14 protein-coding genes are annotated in these 18685 nt (G+C 70.4%); 1 reads left to right on the plus strand and 13 read right to left on the minus strand.

The genetic code is table 11. The features are described from left to right. Window positions 1–11: 11 nt before the first annotated feature. Window positions 12–194 (plus strand): YdcH family protein, encoded by a 183-nt coding sequence (locus H1Q64_RS16875; protein ID WP_040134215.1) that lies wholly within the window; start codon window positions 12–14, stop codon window positions 192–194. A gap of 83 nt (window positions 195–277) precedes the next feature. On the opposite strand, the gene H1Q64_RS16880 is transcribed toward H1Q64_RS16875, so the two are convergent. The 13 genes from H1Q64_RS16880 to H1Q64_RS16940 all read right to left on the minus strand — a co-directional run bounded on the left by H1Q64_RS16880 (window position 278) and on the right by H1Q64_RS16940 (window position 18675). Continuing rightward, window positions 278–6247 (minus strand): tetratricopeptide repeat protein, encoded by a 5970-nt coding sequence (locus H1Q64_RS16880; protein ID WP_237906286.1) that lies wholly within the window; start codon window positions 6245–6247, stop codon window positions 278–280. Continuing rightward, window positions 6244–6669 carry a flagellar biosynthesis repressor FlbT gene (locus tag H1Q64_RS16885; protein ID WP_237906287.1) on the minus strand — a complete coding sequence of 142 codons (426 nt, stop codon included), beginning with the start codon at window positions 6667–6669 and terminating at the stop codon, window positions 6244–6246. Before H1Q64_RS16885 ends, H1Q64_RS16880 begins: the two co-directional genes overlap by 4 nt. A gap of 132 nt (window positions 6670–6801) precedes the next feature. Then, complete coding sequence (locus tag H1Q64_RS16890) at window positions 6802–8667, minus strand: flagellin (protein WP_237906288.1); 1866 nt, start codon at window positions 8665–8667, stop codon at window positions 6802–6804. A gap of 142 nt (window positions 8668–8809) precedes the next feature. Further along, window positions 8810–9922, minus strand: a complete 1113-nt coding sequence (locus tag H1Q64_RS16895) for a ketoacyl-ACP synthase III (RefSeq protein ID WP_237906289.1) — start codon at window positions 9920–9922, stop codon at window positions 8810–8812. 15 nt (window positions 9923–9937) lie between these two features. Continuing rightward, window positions 9938–10669 (minus strand): SDR family NAD(P)-dependent oxidoreductase, encoded by a 732-nt coding sequence (locus H1Q64_RS16900; protein WP_237906290.1) that lies wholly within the window; start codon window positions 10667–10669, stop codon window positions 9938–9940. Further along, window positions 10666–11859 carry an ANL family adenylate-forming protein gene (locus tag H1Q64_RS16905; RefSeq protein ID WP_237906291.1) on the minus strand — a complete coding sequence of 398 codons (1194 nt, stop codon included), beginning with the start codon at window positions 11857–11859 and terminating at the stop codon, window positions 10666–10668. Before H1Q64_RS16905 ends, H1Q64_RS16900 begins: the two co-directional genes overlap by 4 nt. Continuing rightward, a complete protein-coding gene (locus H1Q64_RS16910; protein ID WP_237906292.1) occupies window positions 11856–12134 on the minus strand; it encodes a phosphopantetheine-binding protein in 279 nt (92 codons plus the stop codon). Before H1Q64_RS16910 ends, H1Q64_RS16905 begins: the two co-directional genes overlap by 4 nt. Next, window positions 12131–12949, minus strand: a complete 819-nt coding sequence (locus H1Q64_RS16915) for an alpha/beta fold hydrolase (protein WP_237906293.1) — start codon at window positions 12947–12949, stop codon at window positions 12131–12133. The genes H1Q64_RS16910 and H1Q64_RS16915 overlap by 4 nt, the downstream gene beginning before the upstream one ends. A 7-nt stretch (window positions 12950–12956) precedes the next feature. Continuing rightward, entirely contained in the window at window positions 12957–13190 is a 234-nt protein-coding gene (locus H1Q64_RS16920; RefSeq protein ID WP_237906294.1) for an acyl carrier protein, read from the minus strand. Between the two features lie 15 nt (window positions 13191–13205). Next, a complete protein-coding gene (locus tag H1Q64_RS16925) occupies window positions 13206–13964 on the minus strand; it encodes a cytidylyltransferase domain-containing protein (RefSeq protein WP_237906295.1) in 759 nt (252 codons plus the stop codon). Next, complete coding sequence (gene pseI, locus H1Q64_RS16930) at window positions 13961–15013, minus strand: pseudaminic acid synthase (protein WP_237906296.1); 1053 nt, start codon at window positions 15011–15013, stop codon at window positions 13961–13963. Before pseI ends, H1Q64_RS16925 begins: the two co-directional genes overlap by 4 nt. 30 nt (window positions 15014–15043) lie before the next feature. Then, window positions 15044–16663, minus strand: coding sequence for a glycosyltransferase (locus H1Q64_RS16935; protein ID WP_237906297.1), 1620 nt, complete (start codon window positions 16661–16663; stop codon window positions 15044–15046). A 65-nt stretch (window positions 16664–16728) separates the two neighbouring features. Further along, window positions 16729–18675 carry a tetratricopeptide repeat protein gene (locus H1Q64_RS16940; RefSeq protein WP_237906298.1) on the minus strand — a complete coding sequence of 649 codons (1947 nt, stop codon included), beginning with the start codon at window positions 18673–18675 and terminating at the stop codon, window positions 16729–16731. Window positions 18676–18685: the final 10 nt, after the last annotated feature.

Here is an 18685-nt window from a genome sequence, read left to right on the forward strand (position 1 = left end):
GAGAGCAGCCCATGCACACTGATGCTCGCCTATCTTCCTTGCAGGAAAAGCACCTGCGTCTCGACCGCGCCATCCTCGACGAGGAGAAGCGTTCGTGGCCTGACGATAGTGCCATCAAGCGGATGAAGCTTGAGAAGCTCCACCTCAAGGAAGAAATTGATCGCTTGGCCAGAACCAGTCACAGGGTGAATTAACACCCTTCCGGATCGATCCGATTCGAAAAGTCGGGAGCGGCGGACGGTTCGCTCCCGGCTTTCTTTATCAAATGTCCGCGATATCAAGTGTCCGCGCTGTTGCGCCTGGGCGCAGCGCGAAGCTCTGCCAAACGGCGTGCGATCATCGGCAAGGCGCCGGACGCCGGCTGTCCCGGCGGTGCGGTGATCAGCGCCATGCTCGGGAACCAGGGCCGCGCCCCGGTGCCGAGCGCCGTCCAATCTCCCTGCGGCCCGAACCGCCAGACCGGTACCCCCAGCCCCCCCGCCAGTTCCCCCACCGAACTTGCCGGCGTGATGACCAGGTCGAGCGCCGTCATCAAAGCCGCCACGCTGTCCAGGTCGTCCTTCAGATCGAGATCGCCCCAGCGGTGGATGGTCACCCCGAACCGGCGCTCCGCCTCGGCGATCTCGGCGGCGCAGTCGCCGTATTGCAGAGTGACGAAGACCGCCCCCGGCAGCGCGAACACCGGCCCCCACGCGTCCAGCGGGGCATAGGCTCCGCGGCGCTCCGCCGTCATCAGCCCGCTGCGCCACGCGATTCCCACCTTCAGGCCGGGGCCGAGCGCGCCCACCCGTTCCCGCCATTGGGCGGCCCGCTCGGGGTCGGCGGTCAGGAAGGACGGACACCATGGAAAGCGGTCGAAGCGGGGCCGCAGCCAGCGCGGCAACGATCCCATGGCGACATGGCGGTTGATTCCGGCGCAGGGCGCCTCGGGGTCCGCTGGGGCCGGTCGCCACTCCGCGCGGGGAAAGGACCGCGCGAACAGCGGCACCAGCCGCCGGTCACACTCCACCACCACGGCGGCGGCCCGCGCGATCAAGTCGTCCAAGCAGCCGGCGAACAGGATCTCGTCACCGATCCCCTGCTCCGCCCAGACCAGAAGGCGCAGGCCGGCGGGGTCCTCCCCCTCCCAGGCCGGGACGGCGACGGCACGGGCGGCACCGGACAGCTCACGGGCACGGAAGCGCGCGTCATAGCCGGCCCAGCCCGCTTCCAGTCTGCCACGGGCAAGATCCAACAGGCCGAGGTTGAAGGCCGCCGCCGGGTGCCCCGGTTCCACCCCAAGGGCGCGGCGGCACCAGCGCTCCGCCGCTGCGGTCTCGCCCCGGTCGCGCAACAGCCGCCCCAGATTGGCCAACGAGTCCCCTTGCGCCGGCGCCAGGGCGAGCGCGCGGACCAGGGTCCGCCAAGCCTCGTCCGGCCGTCCCGCCCGGCGGAGCGCCACCCCAAGGTTCAGCCAGCCGTCCTCGCGTTCCGGGGCCAGGCGCAGGGCGTGGCGATGGCGCTCCTCGGCCGCCTCCAACGCGCCAAGCCGGGTCAGCACCGCGCCCCAGTTGTCGTGCGCCTCCGCCAGCGCGGGGTCGGCCAAGGTCGCCCGCCGGTGGGCCTGCGCCGCGGCGCGCAAATCATGCACCGCCTCCAGCGCGTTGCCCAGGTTGGTCAGTGCCGCCGCGGCGCCCGGTTGCAGGGCGAGCGCCAGCCGGAACCGGCGCACCGCCTCCGGCGCACGGCCGAGCGCCATCAGCACGGTTCCAAGGCTCGACTGGGCGGCCGCGTAGGCGGGCAGCGCGTCCAGGGCACGGGCGATGCGCCCTGCCCCCGCGACAGAGTCGCCGGACTGGTGCGCCAGCAATCCCGACAGGTGGAGCGCGACCGGGTGGTCCGCGCGCGCCGTCAGCACACGTTCGTACAGCGGAGCCGCCTCGGCCAGCCGCCCGTCCCGATGATGGGCGGCGGCGGCTTCCAGCAGGAGCTCCGGGTCAATCGCGACATTCCCGGGCGGCGGTTCGTCGTGCATCGGCATGAGCCGGCGCAGCGTGATTGCCATCCGGCCCATGACGGCATCCAGCCCTTCGCCTGGGCGCGGCTGGAAGAGTCGCAGCGACGGGAACCAGGGACGGACGCTGGTGCCGAGCTGCGTCCAGTCGCGGTGCCCGAACCGCCACACCGGCACACCCAGGGCGCCGGCCAGCTCGCCGGAGGAGACGGCGGGCGTGAGGACGAGATCCAGATTGGCGGTCAGGGCCGCGGCACCCTCGAAATCATCCTTGAGATTCAGATCGTCCCAGCGGTGGATGGTCACGCCGAAGCGCGCCTCCGCCGCCGCGATCTCCGCCGCGCAATCCCCGTACTGCAGATTGACAAAGACCACGCCCGGCAGGGCGAACAGCGGCGCCAAGGCGTCGAGCGTGACGTAGGCGGCCCGCCGCTCCCCGTCCATGATCTGGCTGCGCCACGCGATGCCGACCTTCAGTCCCGGCCCCAGAGCGGCCAGCCGATCCCGCCAGCGGTCCAGGCGTCCGGGCTCAGGCACCAGCCAGGGCTGGGCCGGGAACCGCTTCCAGTCGGACCGCAGCAACCGCGGCAACGACGCGGCGGCGACCTGCACGTCCACGTCGCGCGGCTCCACGGTCGGCGGGCGGACCGTCGCTCCGGGGAGGGAGCGCGCGAAGAGCGACACCAGACGGCGGTCGCATTCGACCACCAGATGCCCGGCGCGGCGCAGCAGATCGGGATAGCAGGAGGCGAAGAGAATCTCGTCGCCCACCCCCTGCTCCCGCCAGACCAGCAGGCGAGCGGAGGCGATGTTCTCGCCGCGCCAGGGCCGCGCGGCGAAGCGTCGCTTCTGGTCGCGGAACTGGGGAGTGTCGAAGCGCCAGTCATGCTCCGCCCATCCGGGGCGAAGCTCTCCCTGCTCCAGAAGCAGAAGCGACAGGTTGTAATGAGCGGTCGGCAGCGCCGGATTGATCCGGATGGCTTGGCGGTAGGCGGCGATGGCCTCGGCCGGGCGCTGCCGCCGCGCCCAGTGCATGGCGAGATTCGCCTGGGCCTCCGCCATCTCCGGCGCGCGGTCGACCGCCCGGCCGTGGCAGGCGAACGCCTCCTCGACGCGCCCCAACCGGTCGAGCGCACTGCCCCTGTGGCTCCAGGCGATGGCGGCGTCCGGTGCGGTCACGGTGGCGCGACGCAGCAGCCGCTCCGCCTCGGCGGGCTGATCGGCCCTCAGGCAGAGCGCGCCGAGACCCACCAGCGCGTCCACCTCCGACGGCGTCAGGGCAAGCGCCCGCCGATGGCTCCACTCCGCCCCGGCCCGGTCCTCGCGCTCGGCGAGCAAATGCCCCAAATGGGTGTGCGCCACACCGAGCGACGGGCGGATCCGCAGGGCGCGCCGCGCGCAGGCCTCCGCTTCGTCACCCGCGCCGCGCTCCCGCAGGAGGGCGGTTCGGTTGAGCCAATGCTCCGCCGCGTCCGGACGGAGCAGGACGGCGTTGCGTTGCGCCGCCAGAGCGGAGTCGTGCCGGCCGGCCGCCTTGCAGGCATCGGCCAGCGCGGCATGGGCGGCGGCGTTGTCGGGATCGGCCTTCACCGCATGAGCCAGCACCACCGCCGCCTCCCCGGCATCGCCCTGGCGAAGCCGCAGAATTCCCAGGAGATGGAGGGCCACGGGATGGTCCGGAACGGAGTCCAGCGCCGCCCGGCACTGGTCTTCCGCTTCCTTCAGCACCCCGGCGCGGTAGCCGGCGACGGCCTTGGCGACCAGTGGAGCGATATCCACGGGCGCCGCGGGCGGGCGGCTTCTCACGCCCTCGACCGGCCGCGCCAGACCGCGCAGGGTGTCGGCGATCCGCGCCATGACAGCGTCCAGCGTCTCGCCGGGACGCGGCTGGAACAGGCGCATCGTCGGGTACCAGGGGCGGACGCCGGTGCCGAGCTGCGTCCAGTCGCGGGCGCCGATGCGCCAGGCCGGCACGCCCAGGGCCCCCGCCAGTTCACCGGTGGACACGGCGGGCGCGATGACCAGATCGAGCGAAGCGGTCAGGGCCGCCGCGCCTTCGAAGTCGTCCTTGAGATTCAGGTCGTTCCAGCGGTGGACGGTCACGCGGAAACGCGCCTCCGCCGCCGCGATCTCCGCCTCGCAGTCGCCATATTGAAGATTGACGAGCACCACTCCGGGAACCGCGAACAGGGGCTCGAACGCTTCCAGAGTGATGTAGGCGGCCTTTCGTTCGGTGGTCATCAACTGGCTGCGCCAGGCGACGCCGATCTTCAGCCCCGGCCCCAGGGTGGCCAACCGCTCCCGCCAGACGGCGAGGCGTTCCGGGTCGGGGACCAGCCAAGGACGGGGCGGGAAGCTCGCCAGGTCCGGACGCAGAAGACGCGGGAGAGCGCCCGCGGCGATGTGGGCGCCGCCATCCGGAGAGACCAAAGCCTCCGTTCCATCCGGAGCCGCGGCTTCCCCCCGGACGGTGGCCCAGGGAAAGGAGCGGCTGAACAGGCTGACCAGCCGAGGGTCGCATTCCAGGACAATCTGACCGATCCGGCCCGCCGCCACCCGATCCGCCAGGACGGGATAGCAGGAGGCGAACATCAACTCGTCCCCCACCCCCTGCTCGCGCCAGACCAGAAGGCGGCGGACGGTCGCCGCGTCATCCCGCCAGAGCGGCTCCGCAATGGTGCGCTCCGGATGCCCCTTGGCCTTGAACCGGTCCTGATAAGCCTCCCAGCCCTCCGACAGATTGCCGCTCGCGAGGCTGACCAGGGCGAAGTTCAGCCGCGCCGCCGCCAGGGTCGGGTCGATGCGCAGGGCACGGCGCAGGGTTCGCTCCGCCTCCGCAACGCGCGTCGACTGCCATTGCAGCATGCCGAGGTTGGCATAGGCTTCCGCATGCCCTGGGTCGATGGACAGGGCGCGCCGATGCGCGGCCTCCGCCTCTCCGTTCCGTCCCAGCACGTTCAGGGCAAGACCCATTGTGGTCCATGCGATGGCGCTCCGCGGGGCCAGGCGCACCGCACGCCGGTGCAGGCGCAGCGCGCCCTGCCAGTCGTCCCAGTCCTTGAGGACGTTGCCGAGGTTGGTGTAGCTGTCGGGATAGTCCGGCTGAACGATCAGTGCCCGCCGGTACAGCGTCTCAGCCGCCTCCGCCCGGCGCGCGACCCGGTGGGAGTTGCCGAGATTGTTCAGGGCCTTGCCATAGTCCGGCTGAATAATCAGCGCCCGCCGGAAGACACCGGCGGCCTCCCCTGGCCGCTCCACGCCGTCAAGGCCGGTGCCCAGGTTGTTGAAGGCCACCGCATCGGTGGGACGCAAAGCGATGCACGTCCGCAGCACCGTCACCGCGGCGGCGTGCTCCCCCAGATCGAGCAACGCCACGCCGAGATTGTTCCACGCCCCCGCCAGCAGCGGGTCCTGGAGCAGCGCCTCTCGGTAGCGGGCGACCGCTTCCGCCAGCCGTCCATCCCCCTGAAACGCACTGCCCAGATGGAAGAGCAGCCGCGCGTCCCGGCCCGTGTCGGCATCCACCGCCGGAGCCAGAACCGCCGCCGCCTCGGCGAAGTCTCCGCGCTCGTTCAGAAGCGTCCCCAGATCCCGCGCCACCTCTCGGTCCGTCGGATCATCGGACAGGGCACGGCGCAGGCACAGTTCCGCGTCCGAATGGTTCAGGACGCGCAGCACGAGCGCAAGGCTGCGCCAAGCCTCGGCATGGTCCGGCTGTGCCTGGACCACCCGGTAGAAAGCCAAGGCAGCCTCGTTCAGACGACCGCGGCGGCGAAGGAGCACCGCCAGATCGAAGCGGGTCGCGGTGCGCCCGGGATCGGCGCGCAGCGCCGCCTCGTAAGCGGCGATGGCTTCGTCGATCCGCTCCTGCGCCTGCAGAAGCAGACCGAGATTGCCAAACGCCTCCGCATAGCCGTCCTGAAGCGCGATGGCGCGCCGATAGGCACTGGCCGCATCGTCCGGACGGCTCCGGTCGGCCAGGACGTTGCCCAGGCTGTTGTAGGCGGCGGCGAAGGACGGATCGATTGCCAGGGTCGCACGGAAGCACGCCGAGGCTTGCGCAGCCTGACCGGCCTGATAGGCGGCTATGCCGGACAAGTGGCGGGCATCGGTGTGGGATGGGTCAGCGGACAGGATGCGGCCGTAGAGTGCCCGTGCCTCGTCCAGATTCCCCGCGCGATGCTGTGCAATGGCGTCGGTCAGAACGTCGTCCGCCGATCGGCCGTCCCAACCCTGCAGGTCCGCTTCGATCACGGCGCCGGATCGACCGCCGGGCTGTCCGCTGCACCTTCGGCGTTGGGTGACGCCTCGGCCCCGCCCTTGAACATCTTCCGGCAGATTTTCAGGGCGCGGTAATGGTTGCGCGCCTCGACCAACCGTTCGATCTCATCGAGGTCGTCCCGGCAATCCGGCCGGGCTTCGCGCGTCTCGGCCAGAATGGAGGCGAAGCGTTGCAGATTGAGCACCGCATCTTCCGGGAAGATATAGATGAGCTGAATGACAAAATAGAGCTTCTTCTCGATGCAATCGATCTGCTCTTCCTTCAACACCTCTCGCCCACGAAGGAAGTTGGCGGTGTTGTAGAGGAAGAAAGAGCCGGGACGATCACCGGCCCCGATGACCGCACCGTTGATGATGACCTTTTCATTGGGGCGGAGAACGAACTTCAGAGGCATGAAACGGACCCGGTCCTTGTCTCGGCGGCGCGCGGAAGCGGAAAGCGAATGCCGGAAAGCGCCGCACCAAATGAAACGGGCGGCGGCTTGCGCCGCCGCCCGCCGGGCGTAATCCTACCCGAACTCTCAGGCTTAGAACAGACGCAGGATCGACTGCTGCGACTGGTTGGCCAGCGAGAGGGCGATGGTGCCGAGCTGCTGACGGGTCTGCAGCATCAGCAGGTTCGCACCTTCCTCGTTCTGGTCGGCCAGCGTCAGCTTGCTCGCGCCTTCCGTCAGCACATCGCTGAACTCCTTGGTGAAGTTCTCACGGGTCGTGATGACGTTCAGGTTGGTCGACAGCGTCTGCGAAGACGACCGCAGGTTCTGCTTCGCGTAGTCGATGCTGGCGACCGCCTTGTCGATGTCGGCGCGGTCGGTCCAGTCGTTCTGCGCGTAGTCCAGACGCAGGCCCTGGCCGCTGGTGGTCAGGTTCTGGGCCTTCACCGTGATCGCGTTAGTGTTGCGCTCGTTGAGCTGCACCGTCAGATCGTTGGAGGTGTTGGCGTCGGTCACCTGCACCGAGACCAGGTTGGCCGCGGAGTTGGCCGCCGCCGCCTGCTTGATGCTCTTCTGATCGACGTTGAAGCGCACCGTGCCGGTGTCGAACGCGTAGGCGTTCTCGCCGTCCGACAGCTTGCCTTCGCCGCGCTTGGACATGCCGTCGCGGGTCACCGTGGCGCCGCTCAGGTTGCTGACCGAGATCTGGATGTCGACCTTCTTCTCGATCGTCGAGATGCCGTTGCCGCCGTTGGCAGCCTGCTCCAGCAGCTTGCGGTCGACCGTGAAGGACACGATGGTGCCCGACGCGAAGCTCTCGGAGATGCGCTTGGTCAGGGCGTTCTCGGCGGTGGCCTTGACCGTCATCTCGCGGGCGGCGTTGGTCGTCGTCGCGCCGGACAGCGTGATCGTGCCCGTCGAGCCGACCGTGACGGTCTGGACGTCCTTGCCGCTGAGACGGCCGTTGGCGCCCAGCGCACTGTTGATCGACGCCTTGAGCTGGTTGGCGATGTTGTTGCGCGCGGTCTGACCCGTCGCCACGTCGCCGGCGGTGGCGGTGTAGGTGAAGGTCTGGTCTTCGACGGTGATGGTGAAGCTGTCGCCGGCTTCGATCGTGCCGCCCAGCGTCACATTGGTAACCTGCGCGGTACCCGTCGAGGCCGTCCTCGTCGTGTTGGCGGCGATGGTCTGGCTGTTGTCGAAGTAGGTGATCGTGCGCGACTCGTTGCCGTCCGAAACGATGAACGACCGCTCGCGGCCCGAGGCGCCGCGGACCTCGATCTGCACGTCGGAGAAGCTGCCCGCCGACGTGGTCATCGTGCCGGACAGCTTCAGGCCGACCAGGCCGTGGGCCATTTCGGCGCTGTTGATCTCGCCGGCCGCGCCCTCGATGGAGCCGTCGCCCTTGACGCGCACCGTGTAGGTGTCGGTCGACACCACGTTGGTGACGCGGGCATTCTCGATGCCCTGGATGGTGTTGACGGCGCGGCGCGAGTCGCTGGTGGAGTCCAGCCGCAAGCCGTTGCCGGCCAGCAGGTTCTTGCCACCGTAGGCGGAGTCACCGGCCAGCTTGTCGATCTGCTCCTTCAGCGCGTTGAACTGGTTGGAGAGCGACTTGCGGGTGGCGACGGAGCCGGCGTCGGTGCCGAGCGCGGAATAGGCGGCGGTGGTCAGGCCGCGCGCCTGCTCGATCATGTCGTCGATCGAGGACAAGCCCTTGTCGGCAGCCTTGATGGTGCTGATGGCCTGACCCATCGTGTCCTTCAGCGCGGTCAGATCGCCGGCGCGCTGGGTCAGGTTCTTCGCGGCGAAGAACGACGTCGGGCCGTCGAGCGCCGAGTTGATCTTGTTGCCGGTGGAGAGGATGTTCTGCTTCTTCGCGATCGAGTCCTGGACGCCCTGCAGCTGCAGCAGGTTCGTGCGCATCGACGACGAGAGGGAGATGTCGCTGGTAGCCATGGAGTCACTCCTTTTGGAGGATTTCAATCCGTACGACGGTGCGCGCACGGAGAGGGACTAATTCCCTCGGGCTACCGGTAGGCAATAAATGGGCCAGATCGAATTTGCCGCTCAGGCGAGGAAATTCCTGCCTCCGGGCAAATCAGGGCTCGGCAATTTTTGCCGAGGGCCCGGCAAGAATTGCCTCCCGACCGGCACCCTTTGCCGGTTGCGCTTGCGACCCGGCAGATTCTGCCGGGCTTGCAGGCAGCGTCATCACCTCGCAAACCGCGAGCGGACCGGCGGTCAGCGCCACGCTCCCCCAGGACCAGCCGACGCCGAACCCCGACAGGACGAGGCGCAACGGTCCGTTGCACAACGCCGTCCCTAATTCGGAGGCCAGCGCCAGGGGAATGGAGGCGGAGCTGGTGTTGCCGAATCCGGCGAGCCCGACCACCGTCTGATCGGGCGTGGCGCCGAGCTTCTGCGCGAGGTGGCGGATCATCTGGGCGTTGGCCTGATGCAGGATCAGTCGGTCCACAGTTCCCATCGTCCAGCCGGCGCGTTCCAAAACGGAACGGATGTTGCCCGGCACCTCGCGCAGCGTGAAGGCGAAGACCTGAGTGCCGTCCATGAACAGGTGCGCGGGCTCGCCGGGCCGCCGCAGGCCGCCGCCGGGAACGGCAAGGTAAGGAGCGCCGGCGCCGTCGCTGCCCAGCACGAAGGCCATGGGCGCGTCCCCCTCTTCCATGACCAGCGCCGTGGCCGTGGCGGCGTCGCCGAACAAGGGCGCCACGGCGCGGTCGTCGGGGTCGAGCACGCGCGATGTCGTGTCGCCCGCGACCAGCAGGGCGCGCCGCCCGCCCGCCGCCTTCAGCATCGCCGAAGCCGTCCACAGGCCATGCACGTAGCCTGAGCAGCCGAGCGTCAGGTCGAGCACTGCCGCTCCCTTGCCCAGCCCCAGCCGATGGTGGAGCAGATAGCCCGAGGCCGGCAGGATGTGGTCGTGGGTCTGGGTGACCATGACCAGCAGATCAACGCTGTCCGCCGCCCAGCCCAGCCGGTCCAGCAGACGCCGCGCCGCCGCTTCCCCCAGGTCGGAGGTGCATTGATGGGGAGGCGCCAAGTGGCGCGCCTCGATTCCGGTGGCCTTGGCGATCCGGCGGGCGGCGTCTTCACCGAAGCGGGCGGCCAGATCCTCCACCGTCTCGCGCCGTTCCGGAACGCAGGCGACGATTCCCGCCAGGGCGACGCCCTCGATCACGCTGGCCACCATGGGGGCCTCCTTCCGTCAGCCGGTGATGCCGCCGTCCACGACGATGGTCTGGCCGGTCACGAAACCCGCCCCATCGCCCAGCAGGAAACGGACCACCGGCACCACGTCGGCCACGTCGCCCAGCCGGCCCAGCGGCGTGCGCCGGACAATCTGGTCGCGCTGCCCGTCGGCCAGCGTGCCGGACATCTCGGTGGCGAGATAACCGGGCGCGACCGAGTTGACGGTGACCTGGAGCCGCCCGACCTCGCGCGCCAGCGCGCGGGTCAGCCCGTCCAGCCCCGCCTTCGACGCCGAATAGACGGACAGCCCATTGTAGCCCCGCTGCCCGATGATCGACGAGATGTTGACGATCCGCCCCGGCCCCCGCTTCACCAACTTGGCGCGCAGGAAGGCACGGGCAACCTGGATGGCGCCGGTCAGGTTGACCTGGATGACCTCCTCGACGTCGATCTCCGGGAAGGTCGCCAGCACGCCTTCGCGTGCGATGCCGGCGTTGTTGACCAGCCCCCACAGCGGCGATCCGCCGCCCCAGTCGAGAGCGGCGTCCATGAAGGCGCGCACCGCCTCCCCGTCGCCGATGCGGCAGGGTTGCCAGAACAGGTCGGGACCGGCCAGCCGTTCCAACGCCTCGCCCGGCGCGCGGCTGCAGGTGGAGACGCGGTAGCCCTCGGCCAGCAGCGCCTCGACGATCCCCAACCCCAGCCCGCGGCTGCCGCCGGTGACGATGACGTGCCGTTTGCCGCTCATGCCGTTCCCTTCCGCGTCTTCTTGCCCGCCGCCCCCAGGGCGATGCTCCCGGTCATGGTCACCAGACGGGGACGCGCCGCCGGCGGCAGGTCGGCCACGGCGGTGCGGATCGCGGCGCGGAGCACGGCCTCCTCCACCCCCGGCGCCGGGACCACCAGAGCGGTCAGGATGTGCCCGGTGACCGGGTTGGCCGCGGCCTGGACCAAGGCGTCCCGCACACCCGGTACGTCCAGCAGCACCTGCTCCACCACCTCCGGCGAAACCTTGACCCCGCCGACATTGATCCGACCGTCCAGCCGCCCGGCGAACAGCGCGCGGTCGCCGCGCACCTCCACGACGTCGCCGGTGGACAGCCAGCCATCCCCATAGCCGAGCATCGCGCGGGGGCTGTTCACCTCCAGCACACCGCCGCTCAGGCGCAGGCCCACCCCGTCGATGCCGCCATACAGCCAAGCGGCAGGAAACCCGGCCCGTCCATCGCCCACCGCGAACAGGGCTCCAGCCTCCGTCGAGGCGTAGATGTGACGAAGCTTCGCGTTCGGAAAACACTCCGCCAGCCGGTCGAGCAGCGGCTGGTCGGCCACCTCCCCACCCAGCGTGACGGCCGCCAGGGGCGGCGCCTCGCCGTCGAGCGCCAGCAGGAAGGCGCGCCAGAAGCTGGGCGTCGCGCTGATGTGGGTCACCGCGTGCCTCACGGCGAGACGCGCCAGTTCCCCCGCAGCGGTGCCGGGCGCCGACACCAGCGTCGCTCCCGCCGCCAGTGCCGTCAGGATGACCTGAAGCCCGGCGAAGGCCGCCGGCTCATAGGCCAGCAGCCAACGCGCGTCCGGATCGGCGGCACCGCGCAGGCGTCCGCGCAGGCGCTGGAAGTCGTGGCGTATCAGCTTCGGCGTGCCGGTGGTGCCGGAGGTCTCCAGCAACACCGCAAAGCCCGGCTCGTGGGGCTTGCCGTCCGTCTCCGCGGAGGTGCGGCGCGACAGATGCAGTTCCACCCCGACCCGTTCGGCCGCGACAAGGGCGGCAACGAGGGCCGGCACGCCCTGCGGCGGCAGGACCACCCGCCCGCCCGCGGCCCGGAACGCCGCTTCGAAAGCATCGGCCTGCGCGTCGATCTCTACCCAGCCGACGCTTCGCCCCGCCTCGATCAGGCGGACGCCGGGATGCAGCCAGGAGGGTGGCGGCCGGTTCATGCGGACCCGGCGGGCATGTCCGGACGGTGGAGGGCCGGGCGGTAGAGGGCCGCCAGTTCCCCGACCGTGTTGAACTGGACGAAGCCGGCGCGGAAGGGGTCCTGACCGGTGCGCTGCTCCAGCACCACCAGCAACGTGGCGAGGTCGAGGGAGTCGATCGGCAGCTCCCCGCCGAGGAAACGCGTGCCCGGGCCGAGCGCCGGCAGGGTCTCCCCCTTTTCGGCGGCGATGCGGGCAAGCTCTTCGGCGATCAGCGCGAACATGGAGTCGGTCATCGGGGGTCGCATGCGGAAAGGAAATCGCGGAGGGTGGCCGTGACGGGGGTCGCCGCCTCACTATGCGGCAAGTGCCCGGCCTTGTCGAAGAGATGAAGCGGCGCGTCGGGGGGCAGGTGGTCGGCGGCCGGCACCGGGATGATGCGGTCCTCCCGCCCCCACAGGAGCTGGATCGGCATGGGGAAGACCGTCCAGTCCACCGGGTCGGGCGACCGGTGCGCCTCCGCGAAGGAACCGGCGATGATCAGCTCCAGAGCGGCGCGGCGGCGGGAATCAGTGGCCTGGGCGTGCATCACTTCGCCGACGCGCCCCGCCAGCAGCCAGGGCCGGGCGAACAGGCGCGCGGCGCAGTCCCGCCCCTCCTCCACCGTCTCCAGCGCGGCGACACGCCGCAGGAACTCCAGATCGAAATCGGGGCCGAGGCCGGCGCTGGCGACCAGCGAGAGGCTGGCCACCCGATCCGGGGCCAGACGCGCCAGTTCCAGTGCGACGTATCCGCCCATGGAGTGGCCGACGGCGTGAATACGCTGAATCTCCAGCGCGTTCAGCAAGCGCAGCAGCCAAGGCGCGAAGGCGCCGACCCGCCCGTCCCCGACCTCCAGGGTCGAGGCGCCGTGCCCCGGCAGATCCACCGCCAGGACCCGGCGGTCGGCGGCCAGCGCCGCGGCGTTGAACTGCCAAGTCAGCGAATCCCCGGCGAAGCCGTGCAGCAGCAGAGCCGGAACGCCGCCCTGCCCCATCGACAGATAGGAGGCCGGACCGCCTTCGATGTCCGCCCGTCCGCGCCTCGGGGAGCGCTCAATCCTTCCGGTCACCGGAAATTCAGGCCGTTACGGCGATGCCGGCCAGACCCAGCAGGTCGTCCACCGTCTTCGCCTTGACGAGCTTCTCGCCTTCCACGACGTGGCCGAGCCTCTCATCGACCAAAGCGATGAAGCTGATGACGGCCAGCGAGTCCCAAGCGTCGATCGATTCGAGTTCCTCCGCGCCCGTCAGGGTGCCGGCATCCAGCTCCAGCATCTCGTCGAGCGCGAGCAGGAATTCCTTGCGGTCCATGGTGGTGTCTCCGTTTCAGTGGAGCGTGTTCTGACGCACGCTGCCGTTCAGGTCGGCCCATTCAGGGTGCTGGCGCAGCAGATTGCAACAATCCTGCCAGCCGAAGCCGGGATTTTCGGGAAGCAAGGCGCCCAGCAGGCAGCGGACCAGTTCCAGGTCGGCGGCCTCGTCCACGCACCAGCGCTGGTCGAAAACGGTGCCGTCCTCCGGTGCCAGGGGGGCGCCGATGCGGAAACGCTCCGGACGGCGGTAGATATGGGCGGTGACGTGCTCGCGCTCCGCCGGATCGGTGGCGGAGGCGGAGGCCTCGTCGAGAGCAGCGCGGGTGAAGACCTCGCTGTCCAGGCCGCGCGGGAAACGGGTAACGTCCAGGCTGAGATAGTCCAGCGGCGGCACCGTTTCCAGGAAGGCGGCCACCACGCGGTCCACCAGCGCCGGGTCGATCAGCGGACAATCGGCGGTGACCCGCACCACCACATCGGCGCCGGCCATGGCAGCGGCCCCGGCGAAGCGCCCGAGCACGTCCTGCTCGTCGCCGCGGAACACCGGAACGCCGAGCGATCCCGCCAGCTCCGCCACCGCGTCGTCGGTGCCGTTCACCGTGGTCGCCAGCACCAGCGCGTCGAGCGTCCGGCAACGCGCCAAACGCCCCAGATGATGCGCCAGCAGCGGCCGCCCCGCCGCTTCCATCAGCACCTTGCCGGGCAGTCGGGTCGAGGTCATGCGGGCCTGCGAGATGCAGACCACGCGCGGCTTGGCCATGGCGGCGCTCATTTGTCCTCCGGGGCCAGCATGTCCCAGCGCAGCGGCTCGCCGCGCTTCAGCGCGCGGGCGGCGCGGCGGCCGAGCACGGCGGGAAGATGTTTCGGCTCCATTCCGAAGCCGGGGCGGATGGAGCGGAGACTGTCGGCGCTCAGCGCCTCGCCCGCCGCCACGTCGGCAGTGACATAGAGGGAGCGACGGTAGTCGCGTCCTCCCGCCTCGCTCGGCTTCACCCCGTAATGGACGCGGCCCAGAGCCGCCCAGGCGGTGCGCACGGAATCGGCCATCGCCTTGAACTCCGCCGGCTCCAGGGAGAAGGCGCTGTCCACCCCGCCATCGGCGCGGGACAGGGTGAAGTGCTTCTCGATCACCACCGCCCCCAGCGCCGCCGCGGCGACCGGCACCGCCACGCCGTGGGTGTGGTCGGACAGGCCGACATCGACGCCGAAGGCCTGCGCCAGATGCGGGATGGTGCGCAGGTTGCAGTCCTCGGGCGGCGTCGGGTAGCCGCTGACGCAATGGAGCAGGACAAGCGGCGCGTCGCCGACGGCCTCCACCGCCTCCGCGATCTCACCCAGCGTGGCGAGGCCGGTGGATAGGATCAGCGGCTTGCCCGAGCGGGCGGCCCGGCGGATCAGCGGCAGGTCGTTCAGCTCGAAGGAGGCGATCTTGAAGGCCGGGGCGTCCAGCCGCTCCAGCAGCTCCACCGCCGTGTCGTCGAAGGGGGAGCTGAAGATGGTCAGGCCGATGGCGCGGGCGCGCTCGAACAGCGGCCCGTGCCACTCCCAAGGGGTGTGGGCCTCGCGGTAAAGGTCGTGCAGGGTGCGGCCCTTCCACAGCCCGCCCTCCAGCAGGAAGCCCGGCCCGTCATGGTCGATGGTCAGGGTGTCGGCGGTGTAGGTCTGCAGCTTCACCGCATCGGCGCCGGCTTCCTTGGCGGCATCGACCAGGGCAAGCGCCCGGTTCAGGTCGCCCTTGTGGTTGCCCGACATCTCGGCGATCAGATAGGGCGGATGACCGGGGCCGATGGGGCGGCCGTTGATGATGACGTCGCGCGGCACGGAGGGCGGTCTCGCTGTGATGGTCGGGTTTCACTCTGCCATGGAAGCGAACGGCGGGTCTTCCTTTTGTGTGCCCGCCTTGGGAGCAGCCCGCAGAAGGTCCCGCGCCTCCTCGCCATAGGCCAGCAGCCGTTCGGCGCAGCGGTGACGGTCGCCGACGGTCTGGAAACGGATGCGCGACAACTCCGCCTGCCGCTCCCGCAGCGCCGGGTCGGCGACGAGGGCGGCGGCGCGCTCCACGTAGGCGGCAGCGTCCGGCACGGGAATGTCGACCCCCGCCACGCTCGCCACGTCGCCCCAGGCCAGCGTGACCACCGGCAGCCCTTCCGCGATGGCGTAGGCGGCGCTGCCGCCGCCGCCCTGGCGTGACGGGTTGAGGTAGGCGTGGCAGCGCCGGTAGAAGGCGCGGATGTCGGTCAGGTGCCCGAGGCTGCGCATCCGCGCCCCATGGCGGGCCGCGGCCAGCCGGGCCGGCAACTGATCCACATGCCCCGCGAAGACGATCACCGCGCCGGGGCAACGGTCGAGGATGGAATCGGCCAGCGCGATAAACTCCGCGGTCACCTCGATGTCCAGGCGGGTGCCGACCACGGCGAAGACAAAGGCTTCATCGCCCAGATCGGGAGCGCCCTCGACACCCGCCGTGGGAGGCGGGGAAAAGCCCAGCGTGAAGGGCCGGAAGCGCTGCGCGAAGGGGCCGCGGTAGAGCGCCGGCATGGCGTCGGTGTGGTTCCCCTCCTCGTAGCCCAGCACCAGACGGGCCAGCGAGATGGTCATGCCCGAGGTGGTGGGCAGACAGACCACCGGCCGCGCGTCGGTCACCGCGAACAGGTCGCCCACCACATTGGCCCCGCCGAAGGTCACCAGCAGGTCGGGGTCGTAACCGTCGATAGCGCCGACGATGGTGGAGAGCTTGTCCTTGGAAAAGGCGCGGTCGGTGAAGGAGGCCATCTTCACCTGCCGCCCGAACATCTTCAGGGCGAAGACGCCCTCGTAGTCGGCGACCAGCTCCGCGACCATCGGTGGCACGAACAGGCTCTCGGCCCGCAACGGCATGGTGTTGCAGTTGATGATGGCGACATCGAGCCCGAAGTCGTCCTGGAGCCGGCTGGCGTAGTCGAAGCAGTCGCGCGAGGGTTGGTGCTGGTCGTTGGTGAACTGGTTGGTCAGCACGGCCACCCGGCGGATCGGCCCATCGCGCGGCGCATGGCGCGGCGGAACGACGCTCCAGCGCCGCGCCACCGCCCAAACCAGATCCTCGTAGAAGCGGAACAGATCGCAAGGGCCGAAGGCGCCCAGCTTCTCCGGAGCCGACGCGGCCAAGAACAGCTGCCGCGCCATACACCAGTAGGTGTAGTGCATCAACTGCGGCCCGACCCGCTCCCCACCCAGCAGCAGATAATGAAGAATTCGCTCGTAGTGGTAGAGGTCGCCGGTCAACTGGAACAGCACGGAGTGGAGCAGCACCGTCTCCCCGGTCGGCGGGTCGCGGCGAAGCGCTTCGGCGATGGACAGGCGGACATCCCGCTCCAGTTCGCGGCGCATCCGCTCGCAGTGGGTCGTCAGGGCGTTGAGGCGGTCGGCGTTGAAATGACGCTCGGCCAGCAGGGCCTTCAGCGTGGCGGCCTGTTCCCCGGCGATGTCGGACATGCGGATCCCCCAACCGGCGCCTGTGTTGCGCCCCGCCTTCTGATAGCCCCGGCGTGGTTAAGGTTTCAAGAACGCGCCGCGCGCTCGGCCAGAGCCGCCGCAATCTCGTCCGCCACCGTGGCCCAATCGCCGGGACGGGGCTGGCGGAACAGGCGGGCGGTCGGGTACCACGGGCTGTCGGCGCGGTCGAGCAGCCAGCGCCAGTCCGGCGTATGGGACAGCAGCACCCACAGCGGAACGCCCAGCGCTCCCGCCAGATGGGCCGGCGCGGTGCAGGAGGACACCACAAGGTCCAGCGACGCCATGATCGCCGCGGTGTCGGCGAAGTCGCCGATCTCCGGTGCCAGATCGGTGAAGGACGGCGGCATCGCCCGCCCTGCCAGCTCGTCATGGCCGGGGCCGAGTTGCAGGCCGAAGAAGCGGCAGCCCGGCACCGCCAGCAGCGGGGCCAACGCCGCCAAGCCCGGCGATCGCTCCCGATCACCGGCGAACTGCGGGTTGCCGGCCCAGACCAGCCCGACCGTGAGACCGTCGCCGGCCAGCCGTTCCCGCCACGTCGCAGCGCGTGCCGGGTCGGCGGTCAGGTAGGGAACGGCGGCGGGGACGCTCTCCAGCCGTGTGGCGAAGGCTCGCGGCAGGCTGAGCAGCGGGCACTGCCAGTCGAAGGCGGGCAAAGCCTCGCCGCGCGCAAACACCCACTCCACCCCCGGCAGGCCGCGGAACAGGGGAACCAGATCGGCCCCGACCTCCAGCAGCACGCGGGCACCGCGGGCGGCTACAAGGGGGGCGTAGCGGACGAACTGGATGGCGTCGCCGCGGCCCTGCTCCTCGTGCAGCAGGATGGTTTGTCCGGCGATGGCTTCGCCGCTCCACAGCGGCTGCGGTAGCCCGCGTGGCCTGGTCGGGAAATCGGCCACGCCCCAGCGCGCCTCGTAATCCTCCCAGCCGCCCGTCAGGTCGCCGGCGAGGAGCCGCGCCAGCGAGCGGTTCCAGCGCGCCTCGGCGCTGGCCGGCTGGAGGCGGACGGCCTGATCGTGCAGGCGCAGCGACGCGGCGATCTCCCGCCGGTCGCGCAGCCGGTTCGCCAGACCGCTCAGCGCACCGCGGTGATCCGGCTGAAGGGCCAACGCCCGGTGAAGCGACGCCAGAGAGCCGGGTTCGGACAGGGACAGCGCGTGCCAGCCGTTCGCCGCGCCCGGACGCAGCCGCAGCAGGCGGCGCAGCACCGCCATGCTCTCCGCCTCCCCGCCCGTTCTGAGCCGGGCGGCGGCGAGAAGCTCCAGCGCGCCGTCGTTCGCCGGGTCGAGCGCCAGCGTACCGCGCAGAGCCGTGGCGGCGTCGTCCCAACGTCCCGCCTCGTAATGGGCGCGGCCGAGATTGAGCCGGACCGTCGCGTCCTCCGGCAACAACGCCGCTGCGTGCGTCAGCGCCGCCGGCGCCGCCGGGTCCTGGACGCGCTGAAGCGCCACCCCGAGATGGTGCCACGCCTCCCCATGGTCGGGACGCAGCCGGACGGCGCGGCGCAGGGCCGTCATCGCCTCACCCGTCCGTCCCTCGTAGCGCAGCAGGATTCCGGCCTGGACCAGCGGCTCGGCGAGGTCGGGCTGGAGGAGGGTCGTGCGGCGATAGGCCGCCATGGCGAGCCCGCCCTGCCCCGCTTGCCGCGCCGCTCCGGCCAACGGAAAGGCGAGCGCAGCCGAATCGGGACAAAGGCACAAGGCGGCGCGGTACTCCTCGGCCGCTGCGGCGGGGTTGCCGCGGGCCTGATGCAGCATGGCGAGGTTGGCGCGGTATTCGGGAAGGCCGGGGCGCAGCGCCACCGCCCGGCCCAGCAGTTCGGCGGCCTGCCCCAGACGCCCGCCCTGGGCGCAGAGAAGGCCGTAGAGGTGTAGGGCGTTGGGCTCGTCCGGAACGGCGTCGAGGATGCGCCCGTAGAGGGCTTCCGCCTCTTCCGTCCGCCCGGCGGTGTGAAGATCGAGCGCGATGGCCAGCGCCTCGTCCAGCGTCGCCACGGCGCCCACT

It is taken from the genome of Azospirillum brasilense, assembly GCF_022023855.1.
GTDB classification, from domain to species: domain Bacteria; phylum Pseudomonadota; class Alphaproteobacteria; order Azospirillales; family Azospirillaceae; genus Azospirillum; species Azospirillum brasilense_F.

Excerpts from the sequence above, each read along its gene's own strand:
- H1Q64_RS16875 (WP_040134215.1), top strand. The coding sequence starts at position 12 with ATGCACACTGATGCTCGCCTATCTTCCTTGCAGGAAAAGCACCTGCGT.
- H1Q64_RS16885 (WP_237906287.1), bottom strand. The coding sequence starts at position 6,669 with ATGCCTCTGAAGTTCGTTCTCCGCCCCAATGAAAAGGTCATCATCAAC.
- H1Q64_RS16890 (WP_237906288.1), bottom strand. The coding sequence starts at position 8,667 with ATGGCTACCAGCGACATCTCCCTCTCGTCGTCGATGCGCACGAACCTG.
- H1Q64_RS16895 (WP_237906289.1), bottom strand. The coding sequence starts at position 9,922 with ATGGTGGCCAGCGTGATCGAGGGCGTCGCCCTGGCGGGAATCGTCGCC.
- H1Q64_RS16900 (WP_237906290.1), bottom strand. The coding sequence starts at position 10,669 with ATGAGCGGCAAACGGCACGTCATCGTCACCGGCGGCAGCCGCGGGCTG.
- H1Q64_RS16905 (WP_237906291.1), bottom strand. The coding sequence starts at position 11,859 with ATGAACCGGCCGCCACCCTCCTGGCTGCATCCCGGCGTCCGCCTGATC.
- H1Q64_RS16910 (WP_237906292.1), bottom strand. The coding sequence starts at position 12,134 with ATGACCGACTCCATGTTCGCGCTGATCGCCGAAGAGCTTGCCCGCATC.
- H1Q64_RS16920 (WP_237906294.1), bottom strand. The coding sequence starts at position 13,190 with ATGGACCGCAAGGAATTCCTGCTCGCGCTCGACGAGATGCTGGAGCTG.
- H1Q64_RS16925 (WP_237906295.1), bottom strand. The coding sequence starts at position 13,964 with ATGAGCGCCGCCATGGCCAAGCCGCGCGTGGTCTGCATCTCGCAGGCC.
- H1Q64_RS16935 (WP_237906297.1), bottom strand. The coding sequence starts at position 16,663 with ATGTCCGACATCGCCGGGGAACAGGCCGCCACGCTGAAGGCCCTGCTG.